Source organism: Limnothrix sp. CMB-01, from assembly GCF_055193175.1.
The window spans coordinates 4,251,065-4,263,478 of the sequence record NZ_CM143720.1; the positions used below are offsets into that span (position 1 = coordinate 4,251,065).

The following is a 12,414-nucleotide window of genomic DNA, read 5'->3' on the forward strand; positions in this document are numbered from 1 at the left end:
GCGAACAGGCTTCGCGCGGCTACTCCGCAAATAATCGCACCCCAGAATACCGCAAATGTGTGAATCATCCACCAGATCGATCCAAACAGTTACGATTTAACTTCTTAAATTAGTTTTCTAAATTATTCCCAACCGATTCCCATTGGTAACCATGACCCCCACCAATCCATTTCTGCGTTTGGATTATGAACCCGCTTTTCAGTCACTGGGGGACGATTATTTTGACCCGGTGGCGGCTGCTGAATTTCCGATACATCAACTGCGCTTTCGGAACGATCACCTGCTGCCGAAGCTGGGGCTAGATCCTGCGGCGGTTCGTGATGATGATTTTGTGGCGGCCTTTGGGCAATTTGTCGGGCGGGAACCGCTGCTGGCCATGCGTTACCACGGCTATCAGTTTGGGGAATATAACCCACGATTGGGCGATGGACGGGGTTTTTTATATGGCCAAGTGCGAGGCCAAGACGGCGTTCTTTATGATTTGGCTACGAAAGGATCTGGCCAAACCCCCTATTCCCGAAACGGCGATGGGCGCTTAACCCTCAAGGGTGGCGTGCGGGAAGTGTTGGCAACGGAGATGCTCGATCGGTTGGGGGTCAACACATCACGCACCTTGTCACTGATTGAAACGGGCGAAAAGCTGTGGCGAGGTGATGAACCCTCACCCACGCGATCGTCCGTGATTGTGCGGATGGGAGCAAGCCACATTCGATTTGGCACATTTGAGCGACTGCACTATCTGAAGCGGCCTGATTTAATCGATCGCCTGTTGGCCCATGTGCTGGAAACCTACTATGGCCATTGGGTGGGCGATCGGGATTGGAAAGCCAAGCTCTATGCCGAATTGGTGGAGCGGGTGGCGCGGCTTTGTGCCCAATGGATGGTGGCGGGGTTCTGCCATGCGGTTTTGAACACGGACAATATGCTGATCACGGGCCAGAGTTTTGACTATGGCCCCTATGCTTTCATTCCCACTTACGATTTGCGATTTACGGCGGCCTATTTTGACTATTACGGCCGCTATGCCTATGGCAATCAGCCCACCATTTGTCGCCTGAATTTAGAGCTGTTGCAGCGGCCGTTGGGGATGGTGATGCCGGTGGCGGATCTGGAAGCTGGACTGGAGCGATTCCCAGAACAATATGCCCAAGAATATCGCCGGTTAATGGCGGCCCGGCTGGGGTTTGAGCATTTGGCAGAAGCGGAGGCGGATGATTTGGTGGAGGCAACGGTGCAATTTTTAGCCGTTTCCCAAACGCCCTATCACGCTTTCTTTGCTAAACTGCGCAGCCATTTTTCCCCCAGTTGGCGCGATCGCCCGGAAGACTATGCCAGCGATCGCCCCTTTTGGGTGGGCCCTGCTGACAGCAACCCCCAAGGGGAAACCCTGGCCTATTGGGGAAAATGGTGTGAAGTTTATGGGCGAATTTTGCAACAACAATCGGATCAGGAGTTGGCTACCTTGGCCGACCAACTCCAGCGAGCCAACCCGTTGATCACGATCGTCCGGCCAGAAATTGAGCGCGTTTGGGAGGCGATCGACCAGGCCGACGATTGGCAACCCTTCGCGGAACTGCTGCAAGCGATCGGCGCGTAGGCTCGCAAGTCGGCAAAAGCTGTAATGATTGGCCACATCAGGACGGCGGTTCCGGATTTTTGTTAAAACGGCAATATTGCAGCCCGATCGAGCCGGCCCAATTCCGCAAGCTCCCACCCTGGTGATTCAGGACAGTTGCTGGAGTCGCTGGCGGATCATCTGCCGCTGAGGAGATTGTTTTTCAACATAGGTTTGGGGTGATCCGCATGGCGACATTTAAAACCGAAGCCCAAAAAAGCTGCTACGAGAAAATCTTTCCCTGGCTCCAAGGGATTTGGTCTGATGTGGTGATTGATATGGAAGCGCCCCATCCCACGGCTTACATCACCGCCGGTTCTGCCTGTGTGTTGGTGGAGGTGTTGCCCTGGGGGGATGATGATGCGGTGGTGAACACGCGCTCCTATGTGGTGACCAATGTGGATTTGTCGCCGGAGCTGATGCACTATCTGTTACGTGAGAATGATCGGTTGCTGTTTGGGGCTTTTGGAATCGATGCCGATGGTGATATTTTCCTAAACCATGCGATCGTGGGTTCTGAGTGCGATCGCCCGGAATTGGAAGCATCGGTGCAGGCGGTTTTGTCCTTGGCAGATGAATATGACGATGCGATCGTCTCGCGCTGGGGCGGTCAACGGGCGGTCGATCGCGTGCCCAGTTTGACCTAAGGCTTGAGAGACCAAATTGATGAGACAAGAACAGTGGCGCGAAGAACAATGGCGCAAAGAACGGTGGCGTAAAGGGCAATGGCGCAAAAGGCTCATCCTAATCAGTGGCTCCGTTGCGAGTTTGTGCTTAGCCACAACGGCCAGGGCGATCGCGCCGTCGCTGCCACAACCCAACTTGACTCCGGCCGCCGATCACTGGATGGCCCAAACCCCTAACTCCGAAGGGGCGATCGGTCAGGAATCTGCGGACTTTTTTGCCAACCGGGCCCAAGAACGGCTCCGTAATCGCGACTTCGCCGGGGCGGTGGCGGATTTTTCCAAGGCGATCGAACTGCAACCGGCGGGTCAACTGCCCCCCGCCCAACTGGCTCGGCTCTATTACAACCGGGGTAATGCCCAATGGAACTTGCAGGCGGCGGAAGCGGCGATCGCGGACTATACCGAAGCCCTGCGTTTGGATCCGCAGTTGACCAACGCCCTGGTGAATCGGGGGGTGGTGCGGCGGGCCCGGGGTGATCTGGCCGGGGCGATCGCGGACTATTCAGCGGCCCTGAGTCAAAAAGAGGATGACCCAACTATTCACTACAACCGGGGCAATGCCTATCGCGATCAGCAAAATTGGGCCGCGGCTTTGACGGATTACGATCGAGCGATCGCCCTCGATCCCAACTACGTGAATGCCTACATTAACCGGGGAACGGTTCACCGCCAACGGGGCGATGGGGCCGCGGCCTTAGCGGATTTTGACGCGGCGATCGACCGGAATCCCCAATCGGCGGAAGCCCTGTTTAATCGCGGTGTGTTGCGGTTTGATCGGGGCGATCGGCTGGGCGCGGCGGCGGATTTGGATCGGGTGGTGGCCCTGCGGCCCCAACAGGCCAGCGGCTGGGTGAAGCGCGGCCTGTTGCGCCATATTGCGGGCGATCGCAACCGGGCCATGGCTGATTACGGCCAGGCGATCGCGGTGGATCCCCAGGTGGCCGAAGCCTATAATTTGCGCGGTTTAGGCTATTTCCAAATGGGACAAATTCGGGAGGCCCTGGCAGACTTGAACCGGGCGATCGAACTCGATCCGCTCTATGCCAATGCCTACGTCAACCGAGGGATGGTTTATCATCAACGGCGCAACTTTGAAGCCGCGATCGCGGACTATTCAGCGGCCCTGCGGGTGAATGTGGACTATGCGGAAGCGTTCCACGCCAGGGGGTTGGCTCGGGCCGGGATGCGCGACTGGCTCGGGGCGATCGCGGATTATTCCGAGGCCCTGCGGTTACAGCCCGCCTATGCCAATGCCCTGTTGAATCGGGCCAGGGCCCATCGTTCCTTGGGCGATCGGGTGGCCGCGCGGGCCGATCTCCAGGCGGCGGAAGTGATCTACCGCGATCGGCAGGATCAAGCCGGGTTGCAACAATTGCGGGAATTGCGGAACGCGCTCTAAATTCCACACCAAGCTCGAAACGCAGACAAGGGGTTTAAGCCCCTTGCCCCGACGGTGATCGGCGCTTTGCAGATACCCTCTGTTTGTCCCGAGGACGATCGGTGCTTTGCAAGTCCCCTCCGTTAGTTTTCAGCTTCTTCAGGATCGGGATCGAGCGCAGGCGTTTCCGGCGGCTGGCGAGATCCATAGCGCGGTTTGGCCTCAGCGGCCTTCAGAGGCGATCGCCCGGAAGATGGACTGGGCAGCAAGGTGAGTTGACCCTTGGCGCGATCGGGTGGGGCCGCCGACTGGGGAGCGGGGCGGCGGCGATCGCTCGTGCGTTCCTCCACCGTGTCCGCCGCCACCACCTCGTAAAGGATGGCCCGTTTGCCCGGTTCACTACCCTTCCGCAAAATTCGCCCCAACCGTTGAATGAACTGTCGAGTGGAACCGCTGCCCGCCAAGAAAATCGCCACCTTGGCATCGGGCACATCCACCCCTTCATCCAGCACATTGGCCACAACGATCGTGCAATAGTCCCCCTGTTTGAACTTTTGCAGAATTTCGTGGCGCTCCTTAACCGGCGTTTGGTGGGTGATGGCGGGGATCAAGAATTCCTGGGAAATTCGATAGACCGTGGCGTTGTCATTGGTGAAAATCAACACTCGATCGGGGTGATGTTGAGCCAATAAATCCGCCAATAGGCGCAATTTACCGTCGGTGCCGAGGGCGATCGCTTTGGCCTCGTGGTGTGCCAACAGGGCCCGGCGGCCTTCGGCCGATCGGGCAGAAACCTGGATAAACCGCTGCCACCCATCCAAGGAGCCAAAGCTAATTTTCTGCGATCGTAAAAATTGATTCCGGGTTTGAATCAAGGTCTCGTAGCGGGCCCGCTCCCGATCAGCCAAGTTCACCCGAATTTGCACCACCTCATGATCGGCCAAGGCTTGGCCCGACAAGTCCTCCGGTGCTTTGCGATAGACCTCGGGCCCAATCAGTTCATCCAAATCCACATGGCGACCATCCGCCCGATCGGGCGTGGCCGTCAGTCCCAAGCGGTATGGGGCGATCGAACAGTCGGCGATCGCCCGATAAAACTGGCTGGGCAAGTGATGACATTCATCAAAAATCAACAGGCCATACTGATTGCCCAGGGTTTCGGCATGGATGGCGGCGCTGTCGTAGGTGGCCACCAACAGGGGCGTTCGATCGCGCGAGCCACCCCCCAACAACCCCACCGCCACATCGGGAAACGCCGCCGACCAATGGGCATACCACTGGTGCATCAAGTCCAGCGTGGGCACAATCACCAATGTGCTGCGCGGCGTAGCCACCATGGCCATTTGGGCCAAGTAGGTTTTGCCCGCCGCCGTTGGCAACACCACCACCCCTTGGCGGCCCGCCTGTTTCCAGGCCGCCAGGGCCTCTTGCTGGTGGGGATAGGGTTCCATTTGCAACCGGGGTTGCAGTTCCAAGGGGGCAAATTCCTTGGCCTCGTCCTGAAACTCGATCGCCTCGGCCCGCAAGCGTTCCACCAGCGATCGGTATTGATGCGCTGGAATCCGAAACTTTTCGATGCGATCGTCCCAAACGGCCCATTCAATCCAACTGCGGCCCTTGGGCGGTGGATGCAAAATCAGAGTGCCGCGATCGAAACTTAAGCGGGGCAACCGAGCCATGGGCAGCGCAAGCGGATGGATCTGATCGATCTGATGAATCTGATAGAACAGAAATGAAATTGCAGTAATGGTAGCCCGGTTTGGGTTAATCAACGGAGAGCGCCCTATGGTGGCTTGGCGATGGCACTGGTTAGCAATGGTGACGATCTCGCTCCTGGGGGGATCGGTTAGCTTCGGCGGGCCCGTGACGGCGGCCGGGCGTTTGATTCCCAACGATCAACTGCCCCAGTCCCGCCCCCTGCTCCCCCACCGGGCCCAAAGTCCCGAGGTCGATCGCCTCATTCAACAAGCCGATGAATTGTTCTATCGCCAAGATCGATACGCCGAAGCTGCCCGGTTGTACCAACAGGCGATCGACCAAGGGGGCGTGAATCGGCCCGAAGCCGTTGGCCCCCTGGCCCAATGTCTGATGCTGTTGGGGCGGGATGCGGAGGCCATTCCCCTGTTGCGGCGTTTTGCCAACGGAAACCCGGGCAACGAAACTTGGCTGAGTCGGCTGGCCATTGCGGAATATCGCACCCGCGACTATGCGGCCGCCGAAAAGCATCTGTTGATGGCGATTCAGTCTTGGGAAACCAAACGAGCCAGCGGCGACTTAAACGATATTCAACGGGTGACGCTGCTGGAGCAGCAAAGCTACGCCTATCGCCAACTGCTGCGAACGCTGATTGCCCAAGGCAAAACCGAGGCGGCCTTGGAGTGGGCGGAACGGGGTCGGGCCCGGGCCCTGGTCGAGGTGTTGATGCAACAGGCCGCCCGCCAGCCCACGGCCGAGTCCCTGTCGATCGGGCAAATTCGCCAACTGGCCAAACAGCTCAACGCGACCCTCGTCACCTATGCGGTTTTGGGCAAAACCCCGAAGATTATTGGTGATGAATTGGAAGATGACTCGATCGTCGCCATTTGGGCCGTGCAACCCAATGGGTCGATCGCCTTCAAGGAGGTGGATCTCGCCCAAGTGTCCGCCAAATCCCTCACGGAATTGGTGTTGGCAGCTCGGGGAGCCATGACCGCTGTGCTGCCCACCGCTGGCAGCGCCACCACCGAGCTAAAACGACTCTACCAATTATTGATTGCCCCGATCGCCCCTCAATTGCCCCGCGATCCAAACCAGCGCTTGGTATTTGTGGTGCAAGGGGCCACTAACCTGGTTCCCTTTGCGGCTCTCCAGAATCCCAACGGCGATTACCTCGTGCAAACCCAGACGATCGCCACAACGCCATCCCTTCAGGTGTTAGCCATCGCCGAACAGCGCCGTAAAACGCAAACGCCTGCGGCCCAGCCCGGCCTGGTGGTGGGTAACCCGGTTTTAATGCCGGAAGTACCCGCCGGCCCGGATGGCCAACGGGAGCGGCTGGCTCCTTTGCCCGGAGCCGAAACCGAAGCCCAAGCAGTGGCTCAAATGTTGGGCGTGCAACCGCTGCTGACCGATCAGGCCACCAAAAGCGCGATCGTGGCTGAAATGCCCAATCAACGGATCCTGCATTTTGCCACCCACGGGGTCTTGGATCTGGATGCCAATTTGAACGAGTTTGGCCGCCCGCGCGATCCCAACGCCCCCAAAGCTCGCCGGGGCGGCGTAATTGTCAGTCCTGGCTCTGTGATCATTGGTGGCAACGTAACGGTCAATGGCAACAATGCCAACCTCGCCTTAGCGGGAGAAGGCGTGGTGCAGCCGGCCGTTCCGGGCCTCTTGGCCCTGGCTCCCTCCCGAGGGGATGATGGTCTGTTACGAGCCGCAGAAATCGCCACCATGCGTTTGCAAGCCCAGCTCGTGGTGTTGAGTGCTTGTAATACTGGTCGGGGTCGCATTACGGGTGATGGGGTGATGGGTCTGGCGCGATCGTTCCTAGTGGCCGGCGTGCCCACGGTGGTGGCTTCCCTCTGGAAAGTGCCCGACAACCCCACCAAAACGCTGATGATTGCCTTTTATCAAGCACTTCAGCGCAATCCCGATACCGCTGTCGCCCTGCGTAGCGCCATGCTGGAAACCATCAAACAGCATCCAAATCCTCGGGACTGGTCTGCTTTTATCACCGTTGGGGCCCCTTAGGGCGAAAAATCAATCAAACCCTTTCAAAATGTGGCTCGTTGAACCGTCACGAGTAACCCTGCGATCATTGCCTTTCCCGAGCAATCGCTATTCAAGGGCGACCATTGATGCTTCAATTTTCTGGATGATTTCGATTGCCCTTCCCGGATTTTTTCTGGTTTGCCTGATGGGTACTTTATGGACAGTTAGCTCCCTTGGAAACCGTTGGGCCACCAACGCCCTTGGGAGTCAAAACTGGCTATCAAGACTGTTCTTTTCCAGGAATTTGCCCAAAAATTTACCTAGAGGTTGAATTGGGGATGCTCCTGACAATGACCTCAAAGACTCGCTTAGAGGATGTCTGAAAAGCCACAGCTACGACTTATCGGCCTCATCGATCGACGCAAACCAGGGGCTTAGGGGGTGTCGTCATTGTGCGGGGTGATGCCGAAACAGTTGATCTTCCGCGCCCTGTTGGTGCTTGGTAACTCATCCAAAACACTTTTCAGACATCCTCTGAGAAAGAAATTGACCGAGGGACTGACCGAGGAATGGGCTTCGGACTTGACTGGTGAACTGGCTTGAGAATTGGCGTGAGAAGTGATTTGGAGAATTAGCTTGGGAATTAGCTTGAGAGTTTGCTGGAAAGTTTGCCGGAGAGTTTTGATCGCGACCCCATGATTCAACCACGCACCATTCAAGTTTGGGTTGGGGCTGTTTTGGTAATCACCATTCTGCCGTCACTGTTTGAGTTGGCAGGGGTGTCTTTTTCTACGGTGATTCAGCCCTTGGATCCGACGGTCATTCCTGCGATGACGGATCCTCGCTTTGTGCAGGATCCGGAATTGGTGGATGGGTTGCACCACATGCTGGCGGGTAGTTTCATTCACACCATTTTGGAATGGAGCGCCTTTGCAGCCGCTACCCTAACGGCGGTGTTGGCCTTTTTGCACTTTACGTTGCATCGAGATTTGGTCACCCCGCTGATTGGGTTGGTGTTGTTTTATGCCGGTTGCATGGATGCGTTTCACACCCTGGCCGCCGATCGCCTGATTGATTCTGTCGATAGCTCGGTGGATTTAATTCCTTTCACTTGGGTGCTCTGCCGATTATTTTCTGGCACTATTTTGACCCTGGGATTGGTTGCGATTACGAACACCAACAGCCATCTTTTGCCCGATCGCTGGCAATGGGTGGGCCGGTCTTGGCTGGGTAGTTCAGCATTAATTGGTTTCGCATCCTTAGGGTTAGGTGTGCTCGCCTATTTAACCATTTGGCTGTGCTTAACCAGTCAGAAACTACCACTCACCTTGTTTCCCGATGCGATCGTAACCCGTCCTTGGGATTTGGGGCCGTTGGTGCTGTTTGCCCTTTTGGGTTTGTGGGGATTGCCTCGGTTTTATGAAAAATATCCCAGCTATTTTTCTTTGGCTCTTTGGGTCAGCATGATTCCCCAGGTGGCCACTCAGCTCCACATGGTGTTTGGGTCAATGGCCCTGTTTGATTCGGGGTTTAATATTGCCCATTTTCTGAAAATCGTGGCCTATTTGGTTCCCTTCAGTGGCCTTTGCTTGAGCTATGTGCAGGTGAATCGGGAGCGAACGGTGGCGATCGGGGATTTGCGACGGGCCAATGAGTCTCTCACTGAATTGGAGCGTTTATCGAGCGATCGAGCCGCAGTTCTCAATCAAGTGTTGTTGGATTTGCGCAACACCCAAAGCCAGCTCATCCATGCGGAAAAAATGTCCGGCTTGGGCCAGTTGGTGGCTGGCATTGCCCATGAAATCAACAATCCTGTTAGTTTTATTCGGGGCAATTTGCTGTATGCCAAAAACTACACCAAGGATTTAATTGATGTGGTGCGAGCCTATCAGGAAACCTATCCCGATCGCCCGGAGCACCTACAGGACTTGGAGGCGGAATTAGATCTACCCTTCATCCAAGACGACTTTTTGAAGCTGATGGACTCCATGCAGAATGGTGTGCTGCGAATTAACTCGATCGTCTTGGCTTTGCGCTCCTTTTCGGGTCTGGATGAGGAGGGAATGAAGCCCCTGAATTTGCAGTCGAGCATTAAGCACGCTTTGTTGATTCTGAATCATCGGCTGACGGGCAACGATTCCATGGCCAAAAAGACGGGATTAAGTGTCAATCTCGAAACGCGCTATGAGGCGGTGTCGCCAGTGTTGTGCTATCCCGACCAAATTAATCAGGTTTTGTTGCATTTACTGACCAATGCGCTGGATGCGATCGAGGAGGCAATTCGCCAAGACCGACAGCGCCAAGACCCCAACTGGCAACCCATGTTGGCTGTGTCCCTGGTTAATTTGGGCGATCGGGTGCGGGTGTTGGTGCGGGATAACGGGATGGGGATTCCTGAATCGGCACGAGATCAGCTTTTTAATCCCTTTTTCACCACTAAGCCGGTGGGCCGGGGAACGGGTTTGGGCTTGTCCGTGAGCGAAAGAATTGTGAAGTCCCATGGCGGACTCATTGAATTCAGCACGGCGATCGGGCAAGGAACGGAATTTCGGGTGGAGTTGCCGATTCAACCGGATCCGCTGACCTAGGGGCACAAAACTTGCCCACTTCCATGAACACCTGGGATCGCGGATTGGATGGGTGATGCTGCGGTGATCACGTGGCTATGATGATAGGCGGCGATGATGATGGGTGCGTAGCCGATACCGGCGGGCTAGTCGTGGGCTAATCAACGGTCAATTCCATGCAGATCAAGATGGCGATGGATATGGAAATGGATATGGAACCCGAAGCGGTCAAAGTTTCTCAAGTTTCTATGGATATCCACGGTGATATTAAGAGCGCACCCCATCCCACCCATCCTCCGAAACATCGCCAGCGGGGCCAGAATCAGCCGAGTCAACATCCCCAGAACCCAATGGGCCAAAGCTGGGGGCGTTGGTTGGGGGCAATGGCGCTGACCTGCTGCGGCCTGGGAGCGATCGCCCCCGTAGCTTCGGCCAACGACACGCTTCCCTTTGGTGCGCCCTTGCCCGGTGCGCCGGCCGCGCCGATCCCCGAGGTTGAAAGGCCCACTGCTGCGCCTCCACCGCGCTCACCGATTGATGTGGAAGTGTTGGAAGCGCCGCGCCCCAGCCCGATCGCGAACCCAACGACTACGGAAGAAACCGGCTGGGTGGTGGAAGAGGGAGCTGGCTCGGGGGTGACCATGGTGCAGGAACCTCCAACCACCTCCAGCGCGATCGCCCCAACCAACCCAACTGATCGCAACTTCTTTGAGCCGGTGGTTCCCAGCCAAGGCCGTTATGTGGTCTATGCCCTCGGCGATAGTTTGGGGCTTTTCGAGCAGGTTAAACAACTGTCTCCCACGGCGGCTTTTGTCACCTATCGGGGGCAAACGGCCGTGCGGGCTGGGCTATTTGAGCGATCGATCGATGCCACTGCCCGGGTGCGAGAACTGGCTCAACGGGGGATCACCGCTGAAATTGGCGAATTGAGCGACTCGGCAGCTTCCGGATCGGCGGTTTCTGGATCCGATGCCACCGTTAATGCCAGCGTCAATTCCTTCAATCGGGTGCAACCGGTTCGATCGCCCCTGCCCGCTCGATCGGGCGCGGCCGGGTGGTCGCCAACGCGAGACCCCAATCAGAATGAACCGGATCCCAGCGCCCTTTTTGCTAATTTTGAACCCGCTGGCCGTGATCCCCAATGGCAACCTCCCAGCAACACGGCTCCGCTCCCGATGGCGGGCCGCCGGTTGCCCCCCTTGGGGAACACCAGCCGATCGCGCAGTTTGCCCGAGCCACCACCGGAACCCATGGCCAGCCTGCCGGATTCGGAACCGATTTTTGCGCCAGCCCCCAGCCGCCTTGCGCCTTTGCCTCGATCGAGCAATCAGTTCCCCAGCACCCTGGCCGCCGCCAGTTCCACGGCAACCAATGACCCGGCCTATTTTGTGGTGGTGACCAACGGGCGATCGCCCCTCGCGCAACTAATTAACCGGCTCAGTGAACTGGGGGTTCCAGCTTCCAGCGTCTTCCCCAACGAAACTGGCGGTCTGCGCATTGGCCCCTTTGCTGACCAATCCATGGCCCAACAGTGGCGATCGCGTCTTGGGGCGGCCAACCTAACCACCGAGCTGATGCAAAACGGTTGGATCATCGACGGCAATAATCCCTAGAACATCCCTAAGGCATCCCTAAGACGGTCACCTCCGCGTTTATTGCCCCTGATCTTTACACTTGCCCCTGATCTGGCGCGATCGCCCCTTCGCCCGCCGCCAGGGTTTGGCCATGGGCGCAATAGCTCTGCAACAGCTTGAGCCGCTCTTGCATGGTCGATCGCCGCTGGGCAAAGGTCGCTGGTTGACGAGCCATTCGCAAAAATGCCCAATCCGTTTCCAGCAAACGTAACTGTTTGTAAATTTCCACTTGCAGTGATTGCTCCAGGCCGCTGCCCTCTGCCAGCCCCGTCACTGCCACCCGCAGATCGGCCAGCACTTCATTCAGATCCGCCGGAGGCTGGGTTGTCGCTTGCAAGCGCAATTCAAAGCATTCGAGCGCTAATCGTAGTTTTTCGTAGCCTTGATCCGATAAACTGCCATTATCAGCTGGTTCAAGCGAGCCAAGCGCTGCCTTTTCGGAATTTGACACATTTTCACTGATCGAATCGGGAGATTGCATAGGACGATCGGTTGTAATGAAGGGGCGGGGATCAGGGCGATCGGGTGTAATCCAAAAAACATCATTCCCAATTGCGTGAAACCGAAGAGAATTTAGTAGAATCTATTGCATTTCATAAAAATTTCCTCCAACCTTCGGGCCGTTCACAAACCACAGTCCAAAGGTCAGGGATGCTTAGAAAATTTGGTTGAAGCATGACAGAAACCAGCTTTCTAAGTTAGACCTAATTACAGCGTTCTCTAAATTTAAAACTCCTTTTAGCGATAACGGTCTCAGCCGCTATGTTCCAGCCAGGGCCAGGGGGTTAACAGCACCCTAGCAGTTTGAGGCTCTTCTTGTCGTCTTCGCAGGTCATTTTGC

8 protein-coding genes are annotated in these 12,414 nt (G+C 56.6%); 6 read left to right on the forward strand and 2 right to left on the reverse strand.

The window, feature by feature from the left end:
* Positions 1-151: 151 nt before the first annotated feature.
* The 3 genes from ACZA91_RS17580 to ACZA91_RS17590 all read left to right on the forward strand — a co-directional run bounded on the left by ACZA91_RS17580 (position 152) and on the right by ACZA91_RS17590 (position 3,700).
* Positions 152-1,597 carry a protein adenylyltransferase SelO gene (locus ACZA91_RS17580; RefSeq protein WP_463183756.1) on the forward strand — a complete coding sequence of 482 codons (1,446 nt, stop codon included), beginning with the start codon at positions 152-154 and terminating at the stop codon, positions 1,595-1,597.
* A gap of 206 nt (positions 1,598-1,803) precedes the next feature.
* Complete coding sequence (locus ACZA91_RS17585; RefSeq protein ID WP_099534564.1) at positions 1,804-2,262, forward strand: T3SS (YopN, CesT) and YbjN peptide-binding chaperone 1; 459 nt, start codon at positions 1,804-1,806, stop codon at positions 2,260-2,262.
* A 19-nt stretch (positions 2,263-2,281) separates the two neighbouring features.
* Entirely contained in the window at positions 2,282-3,700 is a 1,419-nt protein-coding gene (locus ACZA91_RS17590; RefSeq protein WP_463183758.1) for a tetratricopeptide repeat protein, read from the forward strand.
* A gap of 122 nt (positions 3,701-3,822) precedes the next feature.
* Here ACZA91_RS17590 and ACZA91_RS17595 read toward each other — a convergent pair whose 3' ends face one another.
* Complete coding sequence (locus ACZA91_RS17595) at positions 3,823-5,358, reverse strand: DEAD/DEAH box helicase (protein WP_463183760.1); 1,536 nt, start codon at positions 5,356-5,358, stop codon at positions 3,823-3,825.
* Between the two features lie 106 nt (positions 5,359-5,464).
* Here ACZA91_RS17595 and ACZA91_RS17600 point away from each other — a divergent pair, with 106 nt between their 5' ends.
* The 3 genes from ACZA91_RS17600 (at position 5,465) to ACZA91_RS17610 (ending at position 11,552) form a co-directional block, all read left to right on the forward strand.
* Positions 5,465-7,411: a CHAT domain-containing protein gene (locus ACZA91_RS17600; protein ID WP_463183762.1), complete on the forward strand. Its 1,947-nt coding sequence runs from the start codon at positions 5,465-5,467 to the stop codon at positions 7,409-7,411.
* Between the two features lie 656 nt (positions 7,412-8,067).
* Entirely contained in the window at positions 8,068-9,960 is a 1,893-nt protein-coding gene (locus tag ACZA91_RS17605) for an ATP-binding protein (protein WP_463183764.1), read from the forward strand.
* Positions 9,961-10,115: 155 nt separating this feature from the next.
* Positions 10,116-11,552, forward strand: a complete 1,437-nt coding sequence (locus tag ACZA91_RS17610; RefSeq protein WP_463183766.1) for an SPOR domain-containing protein — start codon at positions 10,116-10,118, stop codon at positions 11,550-11,552.
* A gap of 55 nt (positions 11,553-11,607) precedes the next feature.
* On the opposite strand, the gene patD is transcribed toward ACZA91_RS17610, so the two are convergent.
* Entirely contained in the window at positions 11,608-11,910 is a 303-nt protein-coding gene (gene patD, locus ACZA91_RS17615; RefSeq protein WP_463183768.1) for a heterocyst frequency control protein PatD, read from the reverse strand.
* Between the last annotated feature and the right edge of the window lie 504 nt (positions 11,911-12,414).

Excerpts from the sequence above, each read along its gene's own strand:
- ACZA91_RS17580 (WP_463183756.1), top strand. The coding sequence starts at position 152 with ATGACCCCCACCAATCCATTTCTGCGTTTGGATTATGAACCCGCTTTT.
- ACZA91_RS17585 (WP_099534564.1), top strand. The coding sequence starts at position 1,804 with ATGGCGACATTTAAAACCGAAGCCCAAAAAAGCTGCTACGAGAAAATC.
- ACZA91_RS17590 (WP_463183758.1), top strand. The coding sequence starts at position 2,282 with ATGAGACAAGAACAGTGGCGCGAAGAACAATGGCGCAAAGAACGGTGG.
- ACZA91_RS17595 (WP_463183760.1), bottom strand. The coding sequence starts at position 5,358 with ATGGCTCGGTTGCCCCGCTTAAGTTTCGATCGCGGCACTCTGATTTTG.
- ACZA91_RS17600 (WP_463183762.1), top strand. The coding sequence starts at position 5,465 with ATGGTGGCTTGGCGATGGCACTGGTTAGCAATGGTGACGATCTCGCTC.
- ACZA91_RS17605 (WP_463183764.1), top strand. The coding sequence starts at position 8,068 with ATGATTCAACCACGCACCATTCAAGTTTGGGTTGGGGCTGTTTTGGTA.
- ACZA91_RS17610 (WP_463183766.1), top strand. The coding sequence starts at position 10,116 with ATGCAGATCAAGATGGCGATGGATATGGAAATGGATATGGAACCCGAA.